Source organism: Phyllobacterium sp. 1468, from assembly GCF_031455525.1.
Taxonomy (GTDB): Bacteria; Pseudomonadota; Alphaproteobacteria; order Rhizobiales; family Rhizobiaceae; genus Phyllobacterium.
This window is the reverse complement of sequence record NZ_JAVDSX010000001.1, coordinates 928,514-950,480: the sequence shown is the minus strand read 5'-3', so window position 1 is coordinate 950,480 and position 21,967 is coordinate 928,514. Positions and strand designations below refer to the sequence as shown.

The window sequence follows — 21,967 nt, the reverse complement described above, 5'->3', positions numbered from 1 at the left end:
TCGCAACGATTGATCCGCCCGGGCGAAGCCAATATCGTGGCGCGCAGATCAAGGGGGGAAGCATGAACGGTTATATTCTGGCCATCGACCAGGGAACGACGTCGAGCCGCGCTATTGTTTTCGACAAGAACCGCAAGGTTACAGGCAAGAGCCAGCAGGAATTCACGCAGATCTATCCGCAATCTGGCTGGGTGGAGCATGATCCGGAGGAAATCTGGCGATCGGTACTCAAAACGTGCGAAGTGGCGATCGAGAACGCCAAGATAGAAGCGGGCGACGTTGCGGCGATCGGCATCACCAACCAGCGTGAGACGGTCATTGTCTGGGACAAGGAGACCGGCAAACCAATTCACAATGCCATCGTCTGGCAGGACAGGCGAACGGCGCCGCTCTGCCAGAAGCTGAAAAAGCAGGGCCTCGAAAAGACGTTCACGAAGAAGACAGGCCTGCTGCTCGATCCGTATTTTTCCGGCACCAAGCTTTCATGGATCCTCGACAAGGTACCCGGTGCACGCAAACGCGCGGCAAATGGCGAACTGCTGTTCGGCACGGTCGATAGTTTCCTCATCTGGCGGCTGACCGGCGGCAAGGTGCATGCAACCGACGCTACAAATGCTTCGCGGACGTTGATCTTCAATATAGCGACGAATGAATGGGACAATGAGCTCCTCGAGATTCTTCGCATCCCCCGCGCCATGCTGCCGGAGGTAAAAGACTGCGCCGCAAATTACGGCGCTGCTGAAGCCGACATCTTCGGCGCTTCAATTCCCATTCTCGGCGTGGCGGGCGACCAACACGCGGCGACGATCGGGCAAGCCTGTTTCGAGCCCGGCATGTTCAAATCCACCTACGGAACCGGATGCTTTGCCGTTCTCAACACAGGCAGCGACATGGTGTTGTCGAAGAACCGCCTGCTGACGACAATTGCCTACCGTCTCAATGGCAAGACGACCTATGCCCTCGAAGGCTCGATTTTTATTGCCGGCGCCGCCGTGCAATGGCTGCGCGACGGGTTGAAGATCATCGGCTCAGCGCCCGAAACCGGCAAACTCGCCGACCAGGCCGATCCAAACCAGAATGTCTATCTCGTTCCTGCCTTTGTCGGCCTTGGCGCACCGCATTGGGACGCCGAGGCGCGCGGCGCTATCTACGGCCTGACCCGCAACACCGGTCCGGCGGAATTTGCCCGCGCCGCTCTGGAATCGGTTGCCTACCAGACGCGGGATCTGCTCGATGCGATGCGCAAGGACTGGAAGTCGTCCGGAACGAAGACCGTTCTGCGTGTCGACGGCGGCATGGTCGCGTCCGACTGGACCATGCAACGTCTCGCAGACATTCTTGATGCGCCGGTGGATCGTCCGACGATCCTCGAGACCACAGCCCTCGGAGCCGCATGGCTGGCGGGCTCGAAGGCGGGCATCTGGCCGGGCAAGCGCGATTTCGCCAAAACCTGGGAACGCGACATACGGTTTGTGCCGAAGATGGACGACAAGACGCGAAAGGTGAAAATCGCCGGATGGCGGGCGGCGGTGAAACGGACTTTGACGAGTTAGAGCAAAACTTGCTCCACGTATCTCTCCGCTTGCAGGAGAGATACTTACGATGCTCAATTGCCCATGATCAGATCGAACAGCGTCGTCTTGCGGCCCTTGTGGCCAACCTCGCCGGGAGGCACGGGCCGGGTCGAGCCGGTTTGATCACCGAGATCCGCGGGAGGAATCGGGCCGACCGGATCGAGTTGCGCGGAAGGCACGCCCTCCGCAGCTGGCACCGTGGGATCGACCCCGGACGAGGGCAGGATATCGTTGCCGTCATTGACCTGCTGATGCAGCTGATAGTCACCCGGCAACTGCGCCACCGGCACGCCCTTGTGCGCTGCGACCATGAAGTCTTTCCATGCGATAGCGGGCAGCGAGCCGCCGGTTATCTTCCTGGTCGGCTTGCCGTCATCATTGCCGAACCAGACGCCGGTCGTCAGGTTCGATGTGTAACCGATGAACCAGGCATCGCGAAAGTTCTGGCTGGTGCCGGTCTTGCCCGCTGCCGGCCAGCCGAATTTGGCTTTCGTCGCCGTGCCCGTATCGACTGTCTGGCGCAGCATGGCGTTCATCATGCCGACATTGCGCGGATCGATGACCCGATCCGTAGCGGTGTTCTTGTGCTGGTAGAGCACCTTGCCTTCAGTGGTCGTCACGCGGCGGATGATATAGGGCGGCGCCCTGTACCCGCCATTGGCAAATGGCACGAAAGAATCGGTCAGTTCCAGAAGCGTGACTTCCGATGTTCCAAGTGCCAGCGAAGCATTTGCCGTGAGGTTCGACTCGATTCCCAGGCGATGGGCTGTCGATACGACCGTCGTCGGGCCGACTTCCATCACGAGCTGCGCCGAAACGGAGTTCAGTGAGCGCGCCAGTGCTTCGGCCAGGGTGACCTTGCCGAAATACTTGCCGTTGAAGTTGCCGGGCGTCCAGTTGCCGATGCGGATGGGCGCGTCGTTGCGCACGGATTCGGGGGTGAACCCTTGTTCAAGCGCGGATAGATAGACAAACGGCTTGAATGCCGAGCCCGGCTGACGCTTGGCCTCGCTGGCACGATCGAACTGGCTGTTGGCATAGTCGTAGCCGCCAACCAGCGCCCGCACCGCACCGGTGCCATCCACCGAAACCAGGGCGCCCTGCGAGACATTGAGTTTCTCGCCATTCTTGCTGATCAGATCGCGGATCGACGCCTCGCCGAGCTTTTGCAGCCCGAGATCGACAGTCGTGTCAACGATCACGTCACTCCGTACATCGCCGATCAGATCCGGCAATTCTTCGATGACACGATCGGCGACATACTGCTCCGAACCGCTCCAATAGGAGGCGGCGCGGGTTGCCGGCTGTTTCATGGCGAAGTTGAGTTCCTTGTCGCCGATCATGCCCTGTTCGCGCATGGCGGCGAGTACGAGCTGCGACCGTTCACGCGCGGCTTTCGGATCACGCGCAGGCGACAGGCGCGACGGTGCCTTCAACAGCCCTGCAATCAATGCGGCTTCCGGCAGGGTCACTTCCTTGGCCGATTTATTGAAATAGCGCCGGGAGGCGGCGGCAACGCCATAGGAACCGGAGCCGAGATAGACCCGGTTCAGATACATTTCGAGAATTTGATCCTTGGTGTATTTTTGCTCGAGCCAGAGGGCGAGCATGACTTCCTGCACCTTGCGTTCGATGGTACGGTCCGGCGTCAGGAAAAGGTTCTTGGCCAGCTGCTGGGTGATGGTCGAACCGCCCTGAACCAGCCGTCCAGACATGACATTGGCAGCCATCGCGCGCGTGAAGCCGATCGGATCAACGCCGAAATGCGAATAGAACCGGCGATCCTCGATGGCGACGACGGCTTCTGGCAGATAGGGCGACATGTCATGCAGGCTGATCGCCTCGCCGCCCGAGGCGCCTCGATTGGCAATCAGGTCACCCTCGACCGAAACGATCTTGACGTTGGGCGGACGATCGGGAATGGCCCATGTGGTCGTCTGGGGCATCTTTGCGGCGAAGTAAATGACCGTGCCGGCCAAGGCGACACCACCCCAGATGCACAGAACCAACGACCAATAGAATAGACGGCGTAGTGCGCCGAAAAACCCGCGGCCGCTGCGAACGCGGCGTGATCTGCCACGCTGCGATTTCCCCGGTTTACGTGCCGTCTTGCGTTTTGCCACAGGCCTGTCCTCCGGATCTGCGCGCAAATCACCGCCCGAACGGCGGTCCGTACCGAACCCCGGCTCAATGCGCTGTCTGCCCTTGTCGCGTGATGCCATTGATGAGAAGTCCTGCCCCCGATGAGCCCGAATAGTTGCAAGCGCCCCGTTGCAGGGTAAATGCGGCGATTTAAGGTGCGGTTAAGACCGGATCTGCGATGTGGATCGAGGACTATCGCGATTGAGAAACCGGCCAACCGGCGCTAGAGCAAATTTTGTCTATTCAGAGCCATTCTGCCGGAGGGAATTTGGTTCAAGGTCAAGGGATTTGGCGAGGCCGATGTCTTTCCATCGGGCGATGCCGAAGCCCGAAGGATTTGGGCCAAATTCACCCGGCCCACTGGTCGAACCGCATTTCGCTCGAAATGCGGGTAATTCGACCAGCGGGTTTGAAAGCTTATTGGTTTGCAAAGCAACCAACGGCTGGGTTTCCGGCTGGCGGACACCCACTTTGTCAGGCGGCGTCGGACGATGGAAAGACATCGGCCTCGCCACCTTCCGCGTGGATTGTCTCGCCATCCGGGAAACAGAATTGGCTTTGAATAAACAAAACTTGCTCTAGTCTGGGCGGAGCAATCTCACGGAGTACATGATGCGTTTTGTCGTTTTCGCAGGTTTGGTGGCGATTTTGAGCGGTTGTGGCGGTGGCGCGTTCCAGAGGCTCAATCCAAACCCTGACGCGGAAGCGCAGTATCGCCTCGGCGGCTGTCAGCTGCGTGGACATGGCGTTTGCAAAGATCTGCAGGAGTTCGCCGTTCCCAGCCAATAAATGCAATAATATCGCGGGTTTCAGGTAGGTCGCGAACTCCTAAATCATCGCACGCGTAAAATATTATTTTGCAGCCCTTGAAAACTTGCCCGGGTGGTTCTACTTTAATCCTTGCGTAACGAGTGGTTCTCCTCCCATTTTTCACTCGTTGCGTGTTCCCCTCTGGACGCTTTAGCGTTCACAATTCGCCGGGCTTCTGCCCGGCTTTTTTGTTTCCTGGATTTCGGCGCGTTATCACCCGAATTTTACTTTCCCTTCTCAATTTTCGCGTATCAAAGGGAAATGGGTTCCGGGGTACAAAAGTTATGAGCACGGGTGAAAAAGCGCGCGTCGATTGGGTCGACATCGCCAAGGGTATCTGCATCATCTTCGTCGTGATGATGCATTCGGTGCTCGGCGTCGAGAACGAAGCCGGCATGCGCGGCTGGATGCACCCTGTCGTCGCTTTCGCCCAGCCTTTCCGCATGCCGGACTTCTTCATGATCTCCGGTTTGTTTCTCGGCCTCGTGATCGACCGCCCGTGGCTGCGCTATGCCGATCGCAAAATCGTGCACTTCGCCTATTTCTACGTGCTTTGGCTGACCATCCAGTTCCTGTTCAAGGCGCCAGGCATCGTGGCTGAGAGCGGCACAGGGGGAGCATTATCCGCCTATCTCCTCGCTTTCATCCAGCCATTCGGCACGTTGTGGTTCATCTATCTCCTGCCGGTTTTCTTTGTCGTCACGCGCCTCGTCAAAGGCGTCAACGTCTGGCTGGTCCTGCTGATCGCTGCCGTGCTCGAAACATTGCCGATCCATACGGGCTGGCTGGTGGTCGATGAATTCTGCAGCCGTTTCGTTTATTTCTTCGCTGGCTATGCATTTGCGCCAGCGATATTCCGCCTGGCCGAAGGGCTGCGGCAGCGGCCTGTTGCAGCCCTCCTCATCCTCGGCGGATGGGCATTGATCAATGGCTTGCTGGTGTTCACTCCCGCATCCGAGGGATTTGCCGCCTGGATACCCGCGGAGGCCTATACGTCGGGCGGGCTTGGCGGATGGGCTAACGTGCCGCTCATCTCACTCGCAGCCGGAGGTGCCGGAGCGCTGGCGATCGTTTCCGTTTCCGCGCTGATTGCCCACATGGCGCAGTCCGCGGAAGGCATCGTGAAGCCTCTGCGCTGGCTCGGCGCGCATTCGATCGTCGTCTATCTCGCCTTCTTTTTGCCGATGGCGCTGGCTCGTACCGTTCTCCTGAAGAGTGGCATTATAACCGATATAGGAACGATCTCGCTTTTGACCGTCGTCTGCGGCGTGATCGGTCCAGTGGTCCTCTATTGGCTGATCCAGTGGAGCGGCTATGGCCAGTTTCTGTTCAAGCGGCCGCAATGGGCCCATATCGATCGCGCACCGGCTCCAAGGGAAGCGCTGGCTTCAGCCGAATAACAGGTTTCCGCCTAGCTATGCGCGAAGATATCCTGTTCATCCCATCCCATCAGATCAAGCCTGGAGCGGGTTGGCAGGAACTCAAAGCAAGCGGCCGCTTCCTCCGAACGCCCGTCGCGGATAAGCCGCTGCTGCAGGATCGTGCGCAAACGATGCAGATAGAGGACATCTGAAGCAGCATATTCAAGCTGCGCCTGCGACAGGTCGGGAGCTCCCCAATCCGATGATTGCTGCTGCTTGGAGAGATTGACTTCCAAAAGCTCGCTGCAGAGATCCTTCAGGCCATGGCGGTCCGTGTATGTCCGCACCAGACGCGAGGCGATCTTCGTACAGAATACCGGCTTCGGCATGACCCCGAAAGCGTGGAAAAGTAACGCCAGATCAAACCGTCCGAAGTGGAAAATCTTGGTGATGGCGTCGTCGCCAAGCAATCTGACGAGATTGGGCGCCGCTGCCTGGCCCTTGTCGATCTGGATCACATCCGCCGAACCGTCACCCGGTGATATCTGCACGACGCAAAGCCGGTCGCGATGCGGGTTGAGCCCGAGCGTTTCGGTATCGATTGCGACAGCATCGACCTGATAGTGCTTGAGATCGGGCAGATCATTGCGGTGAAAGCGGATGGTCATCGTCGTTTCCTGTCACTTCTATTGTTGTGTACACAGTTCCGATTGGTAACCGCTTCACACTTTTCCCGGAATTGCCAAAGCGTCGAGTATGCGCGCCCAGGAGCGCTGACCCTTATGGAACGAGGTCAGCTCGTATTTTTCATTCGGAGAGTGGATGCGGTCATCTTCCAGCCCGAAGCCGACAAGGAGCGATTCCATGCCGAGCATACGCTGGAAATCCCCGACGATCGGAATCGATCCGCCCATGGCGATCAAAACGGCAGGCTTCGGCCACTCGTCGCTCAAAGCATCCTTCGCCTTGGTGAGCAGCGGCGATTCGTAGGAAAGCTGGATTGCGGGCGATGCTCCGTGCTCGTGGAACTCAACCGAGCAATCGGCGGGAACACGTTCGCGGACGAAGGCACGAAATGCTTCGCGGATTTTCGCCGGATCCTGCCGGTGCACAAGCCGGAACGACACTTTGGCAGAGGCTTCAGCCGCGATCACGGTTTTGAAGCCCTGCCCCGTATAGCCGCCGGTGATGCCATTGAATTCGGCTGTCGGGCGAGCCCAGATCAGTTCGAGCAGCGAACGACCCTTCTCTCCGGATGGTATCGCAAGGCCGACTGGCCCCAGGAAATTCTCCGGCGTGGCATCGAGCCCCTTCCACATCTGGAGGATCTGTGTCGGCGTTTCCTCAACACCGTCATAGAAGCCGGGGATGGTCACCGCCCCATTCTCGTCGTGGATATCGGCGAGAATCTTGGTGAGGATGCGGATCGGGTTGGCGGCAGCGCCACCAAACATGCCGGAATGCAGATCGCGATCCGCCGCCTTGATGACGATTTCTTCGCCGACAAGACCACGCAGACCAACCGAGATCGCCGGTGTCTCTTCATCCCACATGCCGGTATCGCACACGAGAGCAAAATCCGCCTTCAATTCGTCCCGGTGAGCGTCGAGAAACGGCTTCAGCGATGGCGAGCCCGATTCCTCTTCGCCCTCAAAGAGAATGGAAATCTTGACCGGCAACTTGCCGTGCACTTCCTTGTAGGCGCGGCAGGCTTCGACGAACGTCATCAGCTGGCCCTTGTCATCGGATGTGCCGCGCCCCGTCAGGATCTTGCGGCCATTACCGGCCTCCTTGATAGCCGGTTCAAACGGATCGTGATCCCAGAGATTGAGCGGATCGACGGGCTGCACGTCGTAGTGCCCATAGAACAATACATGAGGGGCCTCGGCGCCCGGACCTTCATGATGGCCAACCACCATGGGATGGCCCGGCGTATCCCGGATGCTGGCTTCAAACCCGATCGATTTCAGGTCGGCAACCAGCCATTCGGCTGCCCTGCGGCATTCGGATTTGAAGGCCGGATCGGTCGAGATGGACTTGATTTTCAGGAGATCGAAAAGCCGCTCCAGGCTTTTATCCAAATTATTATCGAGCGTATTCAACACAGGTTCGAGAGCTGACATGCTATTTCCTGAATGGCTGGAATTCGTGAAGGGAGTTCTTCTTAGCGCATTTTGGATGCAGCGGCACATAAAATTGCTGCGGTCCATCGCCCAAAAGAAATGGCCGCCGTGGCGGGGGGACCACAGGCGACCAGATCACTACACTCACTTTGCGGTCAGCCCTGGAGAGGGGGATGAGGCTGGCCGCAAGTCCGGTGTTAGGCGGGGGACGAGCCTTATAAACCGGACATCGATCTAACGTCGACAAGTATGGATTTGGGGGGCAAACCGTGGCAATTCAAGGGCACAGGAGATTACATATTTGTAACAAAGGTGTGATGCGTAAATGTCAGGATGATTGTGTTTCCAAGGCTAGAGCAAGCTTTGTCTATTCAAAGCCAGTTCTGTTTCCCGGATGGCGAGACAATCCACGCGGAAGGTGGCGAGGCCGATGTTTACCCATCGTCCGACGCCGCCTGACAAAGTGGTTGGCCGCCAGCCGGAAACCCTGGAGGGCCGGGTGAATTTGGCCCAATTCCGTCGGGCTTCGGCTTCGTCCGATGGGTAAACATCGGCCTCGCCAAAGCCCTTGGTCTTGAACCAAATTCCCTCCGGCAGAATGGCTCTGAATAGACAAAACTTGCTCTAGTTTCCGCGAAACCGAAAGACACCGCATTCCCTTTTCCCCGATCATCATTTAATCGTAGGCGCCATGAAAAAAGGTGATCATCTCTTCCTCGTCGACGGTTCCGGTTATATCTTCAGAGCCTATCACGCATTACCTCCTCTGACCCGCAAATCCGACGGTTTGCCGGTCGGCGCTGTGTCGGGTTTCTGTAACATGCTGTGGAAGCTGTTGCGGGAAGCGCGCGACACCTCCGTCCGCGATACGCCCACGCACTTTGCTGTGATCTTCGATTATTCGTCGCATACATTCCGCAAGGAGATCTATCCGGAATACAAGGCGAACCGTTCGGCACCACCGGAAGATCTCATTCCGCAGTTCGGCTTGATTCGCCAGGCGACCAAGGCCTTCAACCTGCCCTGCATCGAAAAAGACGGCTACGAGGCGGACGATCTGATCGCCACCTATGCCCGCCAGGCCGAAGCGGCCGGCGCGGAGGTCACTATCATTTCTTCAGACAAGGATCTGATGCAGCTCGTCACGCCGATGGTGACGATGTACGACAGCATGAAGGACAAGCAGATCCGCATTCCCGATGTAATCGAGAAATGGGGCGTACCGCCTGAGAAGATGATCGACCTGCAGGCGATGACCGGTGATTCAACCGACAACGTGCCGGGAATTCCCGGTATCGGACCGAAAACGGCCGCGCAGCTGCTGGAGGAATTCGGCGATCTCGATACGCTGCTTGCACGCGCCGGCGAGATCAAGCAGCAAAAGCGGCGCGAGAACATTATCCAGTATGCGGACCAGGCCCGCATCTCCCGCCAATTGGTAACTTTGAAGGCAGACACCCCGGTCGACGTCGGCATCGATGATTTTAGCCTGGAACCTCAGAACGGGCCCAAGCTCGTCGCCTTTCTCAAGGCCATGGAGTTCAATGCGCTGACGCGCCGTGCGGCAGAGGCAACGGGCGTCGAAGCCAGCGAGATCGAACCGGCAAACGTGCCCATTCAGGCTGTTGCGGAGGCGCACGGGCCGGACCTCGATGTCGCATCCGAAGCCGATCTCCCTAGCCCGCCTAAGCCAACCTCATCCGCACCAAACGGCGCCAAACCGGCTTTTGGCAATGTCGAGGGCACACCCGCCGGGTTGGTGAAGGCCCGCACCGACCAGGCGCTTGCCGCCAAGATCGATCGCAGTTCCTACGCAACCATTCGGGACGTTGCCGCATTGCAGGTCTGGATTGACGAAGCGATGGCATCGGGTGTCATCGCTTTCGACACGGAAACCACGTCCGCAGACCCTATGCAAACCGAAGTCGTTGGACTGTCGCTGGCAACGCGGCCGGGACGTGCTGCCTATATCCCGATCAATCATGTTTCCGGCGACGGCGATCTTCTCGGCGGCGGGCTGGTCGAGCACCAGATACCCGAGCGCGAAGTGTTTCGCATGTTGAAGCCGCTTCTCGAAGACGCGTCAGTCCTCAAGATAGCGCACAGCATGAAATATGAGTGGCTGGTCATGCACCGCTACGGGATCGATCTCCATCCACTCGACGATACGATGCTTATCTCCTATGTGCTCGATGCCGGTGAAGGCAGTCACAGCATGGATAGTCTTTGCGATCGCTGGTTGGGTCACAAGCCGCTCGCCCACAAGGAGTTGATTGGCTCTGGCAAGTCATCGGTCACCTTCGACAAGGTTTCCATCGAGCGCGCAACGGAATATGCGGCGGAAGATGCCGATGTCACCTTGCAGCTCTGGCGTCTGCTAAAGCCTCGTCTCGTCGCTGACGGGCTGGTGTCGGTGTACGAGCGGCTGGAACGGCCGCTTATTCCCGTGCTCGCGCGCATGGAAGAGCGCGGCATTTCCGTCGATCGCCAGATCCTTTCGCGCCTGTCGGGTGATCTTGCTCAATCCGCCGCTGCGATCGAGGAGGACATCTATCGGCTCGCCGGCGAGAAGATCAATATCGGCTCACCGAAGCAGATGGGCGATATCCTGTTTGGCAAGATGGGCCTGCCCGGTGGATCCAAGACGAAGACCGGCCAATGGTCCACCTCGGCCCAACTCCTGGAAGATCTTGCAGCTGAGGGACATGAACTGCCACGCAAGATCGTCGATTGGCGTCAGCTGACGAAGCTTAAATCGACCTATACGGACGCCCTGCCCGGCTATATCAACCCCCGGACCAAGCGTGTGCACACCTCATACGCCATGGCTGCGACCTCGACGGGCCGCCTGTCGTCGTCCGAGCCGAACCTGCAGAACATTCCCGTGCGCACGAGTGAGGGCCGCAAGATCCGCACCGCCTTTATTGCGGAGCCGGGAAACAAGCTGATTTCCGCCGACTACAGCCAGATCGAATTGCGCGTGCTGGCTCATGTCGCCGAAATTCCGCAATTGACGCAGGCTTTTGCCGATGGCATCGACATTCACGCCATGACCGCCTCCGAAATGTTCGGCGTGCCGGTGAAGGATATGCCTTCGGAGGTTCGGCGCCGCGCCAAAGCGATCAACTTCGGCATCATTTATGGGATTTCGGCTTTCGGTCTCGCCAACCAGCTGTCCATCCCGCGCGAGGAGGCCGGCCAATATATACGCACCTATTTCGACCGCTTCCCTGGCATCAAGGATTATATGGAAGCGACGAAAGCCTTCGCCCGCCAGCATGGCTATGTCGAGACGATCTTCGGACGGCGCGCGCACTATCCGGAAATACGGTCGTCCAACCCGACACATAGGGCATTCAACGAGCGCGCAGCGATCAATGCGCCGATCCAGGGCTCAGCCGCCGATATCATTCGCAGGGCGATGGTGCGCATGGAACCAGCCTTGAATGACGCCAAGCTTTCGGCTCGCATGCTGCTGCAGGTACATGACGAATTGATCTTCGAGACCGCCGACGAGGAGGTCGAGGCGACTATTCCGGTCATTCGTCATGTCATGGAAAATGCTGCAATGCCTGCAGTGTCGCTGTCAGTGCCGCTGCATGTCGATGCACGCGCGGCGCATAATTGGGATGAGGCGCATTAGGCTTCGGGGGAAGAGATAGTCGGACCCGTCACTTTTACTGAAGCGAATCAAGCACTTTCCGCTGGGCATGCATTTCGAGGAAAATACGGTAATCCCTGTCGAGACGGCTGCGCGCGGCAGGGTCCGGTTGGCGAGGCCGACCACCCTGTTTCATGGCCATGCAAGCAGAAGGCAAGTCCGGATAGAGGCCGGCTGCCGTCGCAGCGACCATGGCCGTGCCGAGCAGTACGGCATCTTCGGCGGCCGACGTGATAACCGTGCAGCCGGTGGCGTCCGCATAAAGCTCCATTAGCAACGGGCTTTTGGTATGACCGCCCGTCACATGCATCGTATCGATGGCATAGCCCTTGTCATTGAGCGCATCGAGAATGTGCCGGACACCCAGCGCAATACCGACGCAGGTGCGCCAATACAGGCGGCAGAGGCTGTCGAATGATGCATCCAGTGTGAGACCGCTGATCACGCCCACCGCATGCGGATCAGCGAGCGGCGAGCGGTTGCCATGGAAATCCGGTAGAACATGCAGGCGGCTGGCGAGATCCGGCCCTTCTCTTTCGCGCAGTTCCATGATCCGCTCGGTGATTTTCTTGTGTACGGCTGCATTCGGATCGCCGACGGCTCCATGCCAGCGGGTGATATGGTCCAGCAACGCTCCGGTAACTGACTGGCCGCCTTCGCTGAGCCAGCAATCCGGCAGGGCAACGCCATAATAAGGCCCCCAGCCGCCGCTGAATGAAATCGGCTCCTGCGATAGCGCCATAAGGCAGCTCGATGTACCTGCGATCAGTGCGAGGTGGCGATCGATCTGTGACAGATCGCCGGCAAAGCCGCCGAGTACGCCGAGCGCACCGGCATAGGCATCGATCAACCCTGCCCCAACGTGACAGGACGTGGTCAGCCCGAGCGCCTTGGCAGCTTCGGGCGTCAACCGTCCGACATCCGCTCCCATGGGACTGGCACGCTCGGGCAGATTGCCGCGCTCGACCAGATCTTCCAAGCCGATGGTTTCCAGGTAGTCCGGCTGCCAGCCTTCCGGCTCATGCGCAAGGTAGGTCCACTTGCAGGTCAGCGTGCATTGCGAACGGGCCAGTGAACCTGATGCTCTCCAGCTCAGGTAATCGGCAAGGTCGAAGAAATAACCGGCTTTGTTCCATGTCTGCGGCAAATGCCGCTTCAGCCACATCAGTTTTGGTGTCTGCATTTCCGGCGACATGACGCCGCCAAGATAGCTCAGCACCTTGTGGCCGGTCGCCGTGCATTCATCCGCCTCATCCAGTGCGCGGTGATCCAGCCAGACGATTGTATCCCAGCGTTTTTCGCCGGAGGTCGAGACCGTCAGCTGACTGCCCTGTTCATCTCGAACGACGAGCGAACAGGTGGCATCAAAGCTTATGCCGACGACATGGGAGGGATCGACCTTGGACGCAGCAACGGCGCCCTGTACGGCGATACATACGGATCGCCATATGTCTTCCGAATCATGCTCTGCATGACCGGCAAGCGGCTGGTTCATCAGGATTGGATGTTCGACGCGGCCAAGGAGTTTTCCACTGGCATCGAGAATGCCCGCACGCGCGCTACCTGTCCCGACATCTACAGCACAGACGAATTCCGGCATCAACGAACTTTCGGTGTGGCCTGCGTGAGCAAGCCCGGCAACTCCAACATGTCGCTGAATATACGGTCTGGCTTGCGGGACGCAAGTGCAGCCTCGAGCCGTCCGCCACGCGAATGCGTACCGCCTGTGAAAGCAAAGACCCGCATGCCGGCGCTCTTGGCCGCTTCGATCCCGGCCGGGCTATCCTCAATCACGAGGCAGTCTTTTGGCTCGACCTTCATCGTTTTCGCAGCCAACAGAAAAAGATCAGGTGCGGGTTTGCCATGTTTGACCATCGTGGCGCTGAAAATATGCGGATCCAGTAGGTCGAGCAATCCCGTCAATTTCAAGGACAGGCGAATGCGATCGGGCTGGCTTGATGAGGCCACGCAGCGCGGCACATCAAGTTTGCGCAGAGTCTCGGCGATACCCGGTATCGGCTGCAGATCAAGCTCAAAGCGAGCGAACAGATTGGCCCGCATCTCTTCGAGATCCGCCTCGCTTGCGGCGAAACCGTAATCCTCATGCAGTACCTTGCTGATCGTCGTCATGCTGCGCCCGAGGAAGCGGTCATAGGCGTCATCCTCCGACATGACAGTGCCGTTCTTGGCGATCATCTCCAGCAGGACGGCGATGGAAATCGGTTCGCTATCGACGAGAACGCCGTCGCAGTCGAATATCACCAGGTCTGGTTTCGCTGTCGTCAAAGCTTGTCATCCAGGTAGAGCCTGAGAGTCTGGCGCGCGCCCTTGTCCCAGAGCGTCCGGAGGATGCGCGAGAACGATTCGGCGAAGATCGGCGATGTGCCGACCTCTCCGAAAATATCGGTCATCGCGAGGAATGCCTTCGGGTCATCCTTGGCCTTCAAAGCTTCAACTTTCAAGCGTTCAGCGCTGGCGTCGAGATAGTTCGTCGGCTTGCCTGTATCAGTGGTCCCTGCGCAAAACCGGCACCAAAGCGCCGAAACCAGCGAGAGGCCGGTGATGCTCTTGCCGGCTTTCAGCCGGTCTGCCGTTGTCGGCAGAATAAACTTAGGCTGGCGATTGGAGCCATCCTGGCAAAGGCGCTGGATCGTATCGCCAATCTTCGGATTGGAAAAACGCCGTATGATGAGGTCGAAATAGTCCTCGAACGGCATATCCGGTACGGGCGGCAGGACCGGAATAATCTCCTCCCGCTCAAGTTTGGTCAAAAATTCGCGAATCAATGGTTCTTCCATGGCCTCGTGGACAAAGTGAATATCCATCAAAGCTGCGGGATAGGCAATCGCTGCGTGGCCACCATTGAGGATGCGGATTTTCATCAACTCATACGGTGCGACGTCCTTGACGAAGGTAACGCCAACTTTTTCAAGCGCCGGCCGCCCGGTGGGGAAATGATCCTCCAGAACCCATTGCTTGAATGGCTCGCAGAAAACCGGCCAATTATCGTCTATGCCGAAATCCGTCGCCAAAAGCTTGCGCTCGCGATCGGTGGTCGCAGGAGTGATGCGATCGACCATGCTGTTGGGGAACGCCACGTTCTGCGGGATCCATTCGGCCAGATTCGCATCAACAAGGGCGGCCAAGCCGCTGACGGCATCGCTCGTTACATGGCCATTGCCTGGGATATTATCGCAGGACATGACGGTGAACGGTGCGGTGCCTTCGTTGCGCCGGCGAATGAGCCCGGCAAGGATCAGGCCAAATACGGTTTTCGGGTTTGCCATGTCGGCTGCATCGGCCACGATTGCAGGATGCTGCGGATTGAACACGCCGGAAGCCGGATCGATGAAATAACCACCCTCGGTGATGGTCATCGAAACGATGCGGATTTCGGGATCCGCAAGCCGTGTGATGGTGTTTGAACTGTCGCCGGGCTGCAAATAATCGATCATCGACGACGTGACATGGGCGACCCGGTGTCCGCTGTCCTGTTCGACCACCGTGGTCAGCCAATCCTGCTCCTTCAACTTCTGCCGCATGACCTCGTCGGAGGCAAGCACACCTGCACCGACCAGACCCCATTCATGATCTGTCCCGGCGTTGAACAGCGCATCGAGATAGACCGCCTGATGTGCACGGTGGAAATTGCCTATGCCGAAGTGAATGATCCCGGCCTTCAGGTCGGACTGGCTATAGCCTGGAACGCCGACATTCTTCGGCAGCTTTTGCAGCGCGGATTTCGAAAGTTTTACAGTCATCGGGCCTAACCCTTCTATTCTTATAGGTTGCGTGCACCGTTCAGCGCTGCGGAAACGTCAGCTCATCCAGTTGCCGCCGTCGACGTTGTAGGTCTGCGCGACAATGTAATCGCTCTCGCTGCTTGCGAGGAAAATCGCCATGCCAGTCAGATCTTCTGCCGTGCCCATCCGGCCATAAGGCACGGCTTCACCGACGAGGCGTTTCTTCTCGCCGCGCGGCCTGTTTTCATACTTGGCAAAGAGGGCATCCACGCCTTCCCAGTGCTCGCCGTCAACCACACCCGGCGCAATGGCGTTCACATTGATGCGGTGTTCAATGAGGTTCAGGCCAGCGGACTGGGTAAGGCTGATCACCGCAGCCTTGGTGGCGCAGTAAATCGCCACGAGTGGCTCACCGCGACGCCCTGCCTGACTGGCCATGTTGATGATCTTGCCGCCTTTGCCGCGCGCAATCATCGCCTTGGCAACAGCCTGCAAGGTAAAGAGCGTGCCTGAGAAATTCACCGCGAACAGCTTGTCGTAACTTTCGCGGGTGATTTCGACGATGGGCGCAAGATCGAACAACGCGGCATTGTTGATCAGCACGTCGATGCCGCCAAACTTGTCGACCGTTTCCTTGACCGCGGCAACGATAGACACCTGATCCGTAACATCGAGGCGGACGGCGTGCGCCTGGCTGCCAAGTTCCCTGGCAGTCTCCTGCGCACGCTCGAGGTTGATGTCGGCGATCACCACATGCGCGGCGCCTTCGCGTATATAGGCCTCGGCGAACGCACGCCCGATGCCCCGTGCCGAACCTGTGATGAATGCCGTCTTGCCTGCCAGTCTGTTCATTTCATTGTACTCATTATCTCTGTTTTATTTCGCAATTCCCGGACGGAAAACCGGTTCCTGCCCTTTCTGGAATTGCTCAGATTGCCTGGCCGTTCGCATCAAAGCGATGCAGCCGTGCCGGTTCCGGCGTGAGAAACACCTGCTGGCCGAAATCGGTACTGAAATCGCCATCCGTCCGCACGGTGATCTTGCCTACGCCCTCGACCTGCACGTGGATGAACGTGTCGGAGCCGAGGTGTTCCGTCACGCCCACAGTGCCCTTCCAGGCGCCCTCTGTTTTCGAGATACGGACATGTTCCGGTCGCACGCCAAGTGTGACCGCATTATGCTTGGCAGCTTCCTGGCCCTCGATAAGGTTCATGCGGGGTGAGCCGATGAACCCGGCAACGAAAACGTTCCTCGGGCTGCGGTAGAGGTCAAGAGGCGATCCGACCTGCTCAATGCGCCCGGCATTCAGGACGACGATCTTGTCGGCCATCGTCATCGCCTCCACCTGATCGTGGGTGACGTAAATCATCGTCGTTTTCAGCTGGTGATGCAGATCGCTTATCTCCAGCCGCATATTGCCGCGAAGTGCCGCATCCAGATTGGATAGCGGCTCGTCAAAGAGAAACGCCTTGGGTTGGCGCACGATTGCACGACCGATCGCGACACGCTGGCGTTGGCCGCCGGATAGTTGTCCGGGCCGGCGATCGAGATAGTTGGTGAGATTGAGGATATGCGCCGCATCCTTGACCTTTTTGTCGATGGCAGTCTTGTCCTGGCCGTCCATCTTCAGGGGGAACGCGATGTTGCCGTAGACGCTCATGTGTGGATAAAGCGCATAGGACTGGAATACCATGGAGAGGCCGCGTTTGGCGGGCGCCTCACTCGACATATCCTTGCCATCGATGATGATGCGGCCACCGCTTAAATCTTCAAGTCCCGCGATCATTCGCAGGAGTGTGGACTTGCCGCAGCCGGAAGGCCCGACGAAGACAACGAATTCACCATCGACGATTTCAAGGTCGATTTCCGGAATCACCGCTGTGGTTCCAAATGATTTCGATACTTTTTCGAGTGTAATGCTTCCCATAATATTTCCCCCTTATTTCACAGCGCCGAAGGTCAGACCCCGTACCAGCTGCTTTTGCGAGAACCATCCCATGATCAGGATCGGCGCAATCGCCATGGTGGATGCAGCCGACAATTTGGCCCAGAACAGGCCCTCGGGACTGGAATAGGACGCAATGAAGGCGGTGAGAGGTGCTGCGTTTGCGGCTGTCAGGTTCAGCGTCCAGAACGCCTCGTTCCATGCAAGAATAATATTGAGCAGCATGGTCGACGCGATTCCGGGCACGGCCATCGGCGTCAGCACATAAACGATCTCCTTCATCAACGAAGCGCCATCCATGCGCGCCGCTTCGAGGATTTCACCCGGGATTTCCTTGAAATACGTGTAGAGCATCCAGACAATGATCGGCAGGTTGATCATGGTCAGGACTGCCACAAGGCCAAGACGCGTGTCCAGAAGCCCCCAATCGCGGAAGATGAGGTAGAGCGGAACCAGAACGCCAACCGGCGGCATCATCTTGGTGGACAGCATCCACATCAACACGTCCTTGGTGCGCTTGGTCGGTGAGAACGCCATTGCCCATGCCGCGGGAATGGCGAGAGCGAGGCCTATGAGTGTCGAGCCGACGGAAATCACCACCGAATTCGTGACGTGTTTCATATAGTCCGAACGGCTTTGTACCTCGTGGTAGTTCTCCAAAGTCCAATCGAAGAACAGGAACTGCGGCGGCGTTGCGACCGCCGCTCCTTCCGTCTTGAAGCTGGTCAGGAACGTCCACAGGATCGGAAAGAAGATCAGCAGACCGATTGCCCAGCCGAGGATCGTGAACGTCAATTTGCGGCGATTTGTGACTGCTCGGGCCATGGCTCTACCTCTCCAGATTCTTGCCGATGAGGCGGATGAGGAAGAAAGCGACGATATTGGCGAGGACCACCGCGACAATACCGCCGGCCGAAGCGCCACCGACGTCGAACTGCAGAAGCGCCTGCGCGTAGATCAGATAGGTGATATTCGTCGTCTGAAGTCCCGGACCGCCATTGGTCGTCACCAGAATTTCCGCAAACACGCTGAGTAGAAATATTGTCTGGATGAGAATAACGACCGTGATGGCGCGGGACATATGCGGGAGGACCAGATAGTAGAACCGCGAAAGCGCGCCGGCACCGTCCATCTCCGCAGCTTCGATCTGTTCGCCGTCCAGCGATTGCAAAGCGGTCAGCAGGATCAGTGTGGCGAAAGGCAGCCATTGCCAGGCGACGATGAGAATGATGGAAAACAGCGGCAATTCGGCAAACCAGTCGATGGGCTGGAACCCGAAGGAGCGGGCGATCCACGCGAACAGGCCATTGACCGGATGCATCAACATGTTCTTCCACACCAGTGCCGAAACTGTCGGCATGACGAAGAACGGCGCGATAACAAGAAGCCGGACGATGCCCTGGCCCCAGAATGGCTGATCCAGCACGATCGCCAACAAGATACCGCCAATAACCGTGATCAGCAGGGTGCCGCCGACGAGCATGAGCGTGTTTCCAAGCGCCGTGAAGAAAGCCGGATCGGTGAGAAAGTACTGATAATTGAGAAAGCCGATAAATTCCTCGGTTCCAGGCATCAAAAGATTGTAACGCAGGAACGAAAAATACAGCGTCATGACAAGCGGCACGATCATCCACAAAAACAGAAGGATGACGGCGGGCGACATCATGAGACGGGCGGTTGCACGTGTCTGAAGCGTAGCCATGGTCAGGTTCCAATACAGCAATCATCAAAAAGCGAGAATGCAAAGAGGAGGCCCGGGCGGCGCCTGACATTCGCGTCAGGAAACCGTCCGGGTGCCTAAGAGGCCTCTACTTGATGTAGCCGCCCTTGGTCATTTCGCGAGTCGTGAGCGCTTGCGCACTCTGCAAGGCCTGATCAACCTTCATCGAGCCGGCAAGCGCCGCCGAAAACTGCTGACCCACGGCTGTGCCGATACCCTGGAACTCGGGAATGGCAACGAACTGGCCACCCGTATAAGGCACCGGCTTGACAGTCGGCTTGGTGGTATTGGCCGCATTCATCGCATCGAGCGTAATCTTGGCGAAGGGAGCTGCCTTCTGATATTCAGGGTTGGCATACAGCGACTTGCGTGTACCGGGAGGAACGTTGGCCCAGCCCTCCTTGCTCGCGACAAGCTCGGTATAAGCCTTGTCGGTCGCCCAGGAGACGAACTTCTGCGCGGCTTCCGCCTTCTTGGTGCCTGCCGGAATGCCAAGGTTCCAGGCCCACAGCCAATTGCCATGGTTTTCGACGCCGCCCGTCGGGAACAGCGCGTAGCCCACCTTGTCGGCAACCTTGGAGTCCTTCGGGTTGGTCACGAAGGAGGCAGCCACCGTCGCATCGATCCATATGCCGCATTTTCCGGTCTGGAACAGCGCGAGATTTTCATTGAAACCATTGGACGAAGCGCCGGGAGGGCCGGCTTCCTTCATCAGGTCGACGTAGAAAGTCAGCGCCTTCTTCCATTCAGGCTGGTCGAACTGTGGCTGCCACTTTTCATCGAACCAGCGCCCGCCAAACGAATTCGACATCGCGGTCAGGAGCGCCATGTTCTCGCCCCAACCGGCCTTGCCGCGCAGGCAGATGCCGTAGGTCTCTGTCGACTTATCCGTCATTTTCTTCGCCGCGTCGGCGATCTCGTCCCAGGTCGGCTTTTCCGAAATCTTGACGCCGGCCTTCTCGGCAAGGTCCGTGCGGTACATGACCATCGCGCTTTCGCCATAGAACGGCGAGGCATAGAGCTTGCCGTCAACGGAGACGGCGGCATCGATAGCCGGCAAAAGGTCGGCCTTGTCATAATCGGCGCCAAGGCCGTCGAGCGGCAGTAGCCAGCCCTGCTTCGCCCAGATCGGCACTTCGTAGGTGCCGATGGTCAGGACGTCGTACTGGCCGCCTTTGGTGGCGATATCGGTGGTGACGCGCTGGCGCAATACGTTTTCTTCGAGCGTCACCCACTCAAGCTTGATGTCCGGATTTTTCTTGGCGAAATCGTCGGTGAGTTTCTGCATGCGGACCATGTCGCCATTGTTGACCGTGGCGATGGTCAGCGTTTCCGCATGCGCGAAACTCGACATGGCGAGTACCGACGCCGCGCCGAGCAGAAGCGTTCTTGATAACATCTCATTCCTCCCGAATGTTATGAGCAATTGCTTGTGGTATGGGCAAATACTCACACAACGGCAAAACAAGTCAAGAGCAATTCGTCGCTGCACTGCAATAATGAGGAGATGCTTAGAGCGCCAGCAACGTTTCCGCTGTGGCCTCATCGGTGATCAAGCCATTGATAAGGCTACCTTTCAGCGCCGCCTCGATGCCAGGCAGCTTTTTCGGCCCCTTGGCGATGGCGATGACCATGGCTGTGTCGCGCGAGGGGATATGCGCGCTGGCGACACGGTCATTGGTCAAGCCCTTGAGCGGCACGCCGTTGCGGTCGAAGGCGCGTCCGACGATTTCGCAAACCCCGCCGGCCTGTCTGAGTGCCAGAAGTTCCTCACGCGAGATGAAGCCGTCGATGAAGAGGGGCGCGTCCTCCGACAAGTCTCCGATGCCGACGAAGGCGACAGTCGCCTGCGCCGACAATTCCAGTACCGGGCGGATCATCGCCTGACTGTGCAGGAGCTCGCGCTCCTCCGGCGACGAGGCGATGACCGGCAGCGGCATAGGGAAACTGCGCGCCTTGATCTTGTCGGCGATATTGAAAATGACGTTGTAGAAAGCCGCCGAGCCATCCGGCGCGATATTGCCGGTCAAGGACACCACCTTGTGCTGCGGACATTCGATCGGCGACAGAAGCTCGATTGCAGCCTTGAGCGTACGGCCCGTGCCGATGCCGAGGACAATCGGCGTTTCCGATTTCAGCCAGCGCGTCATCTCCGCCGCCGCCGCATCGGCAACGCCGAGCGTCGTCGAGGTCGAGCCGGGATCGGTCGGCACCACTTCCGCCATCTTCAGGCCGAAGCGCTGCTTCAGCTGCTCGGCGAGATCGAGGCAACGGGCAATCGGGTGGTCGAGCCGGACCTTGACCAGCCCTTCCGACACGGCGAGCGAGACCATGCGCTGCGCCGACTGGCGCGAAATGCCGAGCTTGGCGGCAATCTCGTCCTGCGTGTTGCCAGCGACATAGTAGAGCCAGCCGGCACGTGCAGCATCGTCCAATCTCGTTGTGGTGAGGTCGGGCTTACTCATGAAGTCTTGGCCTTATGCCCGTCCGAGTGGCCGAGATCGCGCTCCGGCCAGACGATATCCCGCACCTTTTGCTTCAGGACCTTCGCCTCGGGAAAGCCGCCGTCGCGCTTGCGTTCCCAGATCAGATCGCCGTTGACATGGATCTCGAAGATGCCGCCGGTGCCGGGGATCAGCGCCACCTCGCCAAGATCCGCGCCGAAGGTGGACAGCAGTTCCTGCCCCATCCAGGCGGCGCGCAGCATCCAGCTGCATTGGGTGCAATAGGTGATGGCGATGCGCGGTTTTGTTGTCATGTTTCGTCTTCTAGCATTTCCGCACCCGGATGTAAGCTGCCGTCTGGCTCAACCATTGCAGGATGGTTCGCGCCAGGAGGAAATAGCTACACCCAACGCACCTGAAAATCCCCGACTTCCTGACATCCTC

17 protein-coding genes are annotated in these 21,967 nt (G+C 58.4%); 4 read left to right on the top strand and 13 right to left on the bottom strand.

Annotated elements, in window-relative coordinates; genetic code table 11:
• Nucleotides 1–62 precede the first annotated feature (62 nt).
• A complete protein-coding gene (gene glpK, locus J2X72_RS04555; protein ID WP_209998412.1) occupies nucleotides 63–1,553 on the top strand; it encodes a glycerol kinase GlpK in 1,491 nt (496 codons plus the stop codon).
• A gap of 53 nt (nucleotides 1,554–1,606) precedes the next feature.
• Here glpK and J2X72_RS04550 read toward each other — a convergent pair whose 3' ends face one another.
• Entirely contained in the window at nucleotides 1,607–3,796 is a 2,190-nt protein-coding gene (locus J2X72_RS04550) for a transglycosylase domain-containing protein (RefSeq protein WP_310068883.1), read from the bottom strand.
• Between the two features lie 220 nt (nucleotides 3,797–4,016).
• On the opposite strand from J2X72_RS04550, the gene J2X72_RS04545 reads away from it, so the two are divergent.
• Nucleotides 4,017–4,298, top strand: a complete 282-nt coding sequence (locus J2X72_RS04545; protein ID WP_310068881.1) for a hypothetical protein — start codon at nucleotides 4,017–4,019, stop codon at nucleotides 4,296–4,298.
• Nucleotides 4,299–4,810: 512 nt separating this feature from the next.
• Entirely contained in the window at nucleotides 4,811–5,926 is a 1,116-nt protein-coding gene (locus tag J2X72_RS04540) for an acyltransferase family protein (protein WP_310068878.1), read from the top strand.
• Between the two features lie 11 nt (nucleotides 5,927–5,937).
• Here J2X72_RS04540 and J2X72_RS04535 read toward each other — a convergent pair whose 3' ends face one another.
• Together J2X72_RS04535 and J2X72_RS04530 are read right to left on the bottom strand one after the other, a co-directional pair.
• Nucleotides 5,938–6,555, bottom strand: a complete 618-nt coding sequence (locus J2X72_RS04535; RefSeq protein ID WP_310068876.1) for a ribonuclease D — start codon at nucleotides 6,553–6,555, stop codon at nucleotides 5,938–5,940.
• A gap of 54 nt (nucleotides 6,556–6,609) precedes the next feature.
• Entirely contained in the window at nucleotides 6,610–8,010 is a 1,401-nt protein-coding gene (locus J2X72_RS04530; RefSeq protein WP_310068874.1) for a M20/M25/M40 family metallo-hydrolase, read from the bottom strand.
• A gap of 691 nt (nucleotides 8,011–8,701) precedes the next feature.
• Between J2X72_RS04530 and polA the strand changes: the two genes are divergently transcribed.
• Nucleotides 8,702–11,653 (top strand): DNA polymerase I, encoded by a 2,952-nt coding sequence (gene polA / locus J2X72_RS04525; RefSeq protein ID WP_310068872.1) that lies wholly within the window; start codon nucleotides 8,702–8,704, stop codon nucleotides 11,651–11,653.
• A 34-nt stretch (nucleotides 11,654–11,687) separates the two neighbouring features.
• Here the strand turns inward: polA and J2X72_RS04520 are convergent, their stop codons facing one another.
• From J2X72_RS04520 to J2X72_RS04475, 10 genes are all read right to left on the bottom strand, one after another.
• Complete coding sequence (locus J2X72_RS04520; RefSeq protein ID WP_310068869.1) at nucleotides 11,688–13,271, bottom strand: FGGY-family carbohydrate kinase; 1,584 nt, start codon at nucleotides 13,269–13,271, stop codon at nucleotides 11,688–11,690.
• Nucleotides 13,271–13,957 (bottom strand): HAD family phosphatase, encoded by a 687-nt coding sequence (locus J2X72_RS04515; protein WP_209998425.1) that lies wholly within the window; start codon nucleotides 13,955–13,957, stop codon nucleotides 13,271–13,273. Before J2X72_RS04515 ends, J2X72_RS04520 begins: the two co-directional genes overlap by 1 nt.
• On the bottom strand, nucleotides 13,954–15,432 hold the full coding sequence (locus J2X72_RS04510) for a mannitol dehydrogenase family protein (RefSeq protein ID WP_310068866.1): 1,479 nt from the start codon (nucleotides 15,430–15,432) through the stop codon (nucleotides 13,954–13,956). Before J2X72_RS04510 ends, J2X72_RS04515 begins: the two co-directional genes overlap by 4 nt.
• A 57-nt stretch (nucleotides 15,433–15,489) precedes the next feature.
• Nucleotides 15,490–16,266, bottom strand: coding sequence for an L-iditol 2-dehydrogenase (locus tag J2X72_RS04505; RefSeq protein WP_310068863.1), 777 nt, complete (start codon nucleotides 16,264–16,266; stop codon nucleotides 15,490–15,492).
• Between the two features lie 76 nt (nucleotides 16,267–16,342).
• Nucleotides 16,343–17,341 (bottom strand): ABC transporter ATP-binding protein, encoded by a 999-nt coding sequence (locus tag J2X72_RS04500; RefSeq protein WP_310068861.1) that lies wholly within the window; start codon nucleotides 17,339–17,341, stop codon nucleotides 16,343–16,345.
• A gap of 12 nt (nucleotides 17,342–17,353) precedes the next feature.
• Complete coding sequence (locus J2X72_RS04495; protein WP_209998429.1) at nucleotides 17,354–18,184, bottom strand: carbohydrate ABC transporter permease; 831 nt, start codon at nucleotides 18,182–18,184, stop codon at nucleotides 17,354–17,356.
• A gap of 4 nt (nucleotides 18,185–18,188) precedes the next feature.
• A complete protein-coding gene (locus J2X72_RS04490; protein ID WP_209998430.1) occupies nucleotides 18,189–19,061 on the bottom strand; it encodes a carbohydrate ABC transporter permease in 873 nt (290 codons plus the stop codon).
• Between the two features lie 106 nt (nucleotides 19,062–19,167).
• Nucleotides 19,168–20,478 carry a sugar ABC transporter substrate-binding protein gene (locus tag J2X72_RS04485; RefSeq protein ID WP_209998431.1) on the bottom strand — a complete coding sequence of 437 codons (1,311 nt, stop codon included), beginning with the start codon at nucleotides 20,476–20,478 and terminating at the stop codon, nucleotides 19,168–19,170.
• 112 nt (nucleotides 20,479–20,590) lie between these two features.
• Complete coding sequence (locus J2X72_RS04480; RefSeq protein ID WP_209998432.1) at nucleotides 20,591–21,544, bottom strand: sugar-binding transcriptional regulator; 954 nt, start codon at nucleotides 21,542–21,544, stop codon at nucleotides 20,591–20,593.
• Nucleotides 21,541–21,837 carry a SelT/SelW/SelH family protein gene (locus J2X72_RS04475; RefSeq protein ID WP_209998434.1) on the bottom strand — a complete coding sequence of 99 codons (297 nt, stop codon included), beginning with the start codon at nucleotides 21,835–21,837 and terminating at the stop codon, nucleotides 21,541–21,543. Before J2X72_RS04475 ends, J2X72_RS04480 begins: the two co-directional genes overlap by 4 nt.
• Nucleotides 21,838–21,967: the final 130 nt, after the last annotated feature.

Coding starts and splice junctions, on each gene's coding strand:
- glpK (WP_209998412.1), top strand. CDS start 63: ATGAACGGTTATATTCTGGCCATCGACCAGGGAACGACGTCGAGCCGC.
- J2X72_RS04550 (WP_310068883.1), bottom strand. CDS start 3,796: ATGGCATCACGCGACAAGGGCAGACAGCGCATTGAGCCGGGGTTCGGT.
- J2X72_RS04545 (WP_310068881.1), top strand. CDS start 4,017: ATGTCTTTCCATCGGGCGATGCCGAAGCCCGAAGGATTTGGGCCAAAT.
- J2X72_RS04540 (WP_310068878.1), top strand. CDS start 4,811: ATGAGCACGGGTGAAAAAGCGCGCGTCGATTGGGTCGACATCGCCAAG.
- J2X72_RS04535 (WP_310068876.1), bottom strand. CDS start 6,555: ATGACCATCCGCTTTCACCGCAATGATCTGCCCGATCTCAAGCACTAT.
- J2X72_RS04530 (WP_310068874.1), bottom strand. CDS start 8,010: ATGTCAGCTCTCGAACCTGTGTTGAATACGCTCGATAATAATTTGGAT.
- polA (WP_310068872.1), top strand. CDS start 8,702: ATGAAAAAAGGTGATCATCTCTTCCTCGTCGACGGTTCCGGTTATATC.
- J2X72_RS04520 (WP_310068869.1), bottom strand. CDS start 13,271: ATGCCGGAATTCGTCTGTGCTGTAGATGTCGGGACAGGTAGCGCGCGT.
- J2X72_RS04510 (WP_310068866.1), bottom strand. CDS start 15,432: ATGACTGTAAAACTTTCGAAATCCGCGCTGCAAAAGCTGCCGAAGAAT.
- J2X72_RS04505 (WP_310068863.1), bottom strand. CDS start 16,266: ATGAACAGACTGGCAGGCAAGACGGCATTCATCACAGGTTCGGCACGG.
- J2X72_RS04500 (WP_310068861.1), bottom strand. CDS start 17,341: ATGGGAAGCATTACACTCGAAAAAGTATCGAAATCATTTGGAACCACA.
- J2X72_RS04495 (WP_209998429.1), bottom strand. CDS start 18,184: ATGGCCCGAGCAGTCACAAATCGCCGCAAATTGACGTTCACGATCCTC.
- J2X72_RS04490 (WP_209998430.1), bottom strand. CDS start 19,061: ATGGCTACGCTTCAGACACGTGCAACCGCCCGTCTCATGATGTCGCCC.
- J2X72_RS04485 (WP_209998431.1), bottom strand. CDS start 20,478: ATGTTATCAAGAACGCTTCTGCTCGGCGCGGCGTCGGTACTCGCCATG.
- J2X72_RS04480 (WP_209998432.1), bottom strand. CDS start 21,544: ATGAGTAAGCCCGACCTCACCACAACGAGATTGGACGATGCTGCACGT.
- J2X72_RS04475 (WP_209998434.1), bottom strand. CDS start 21,837: ATGACAACAAAACCGCGCATCGCCATCACCTATTGCACCCAATGCAGC.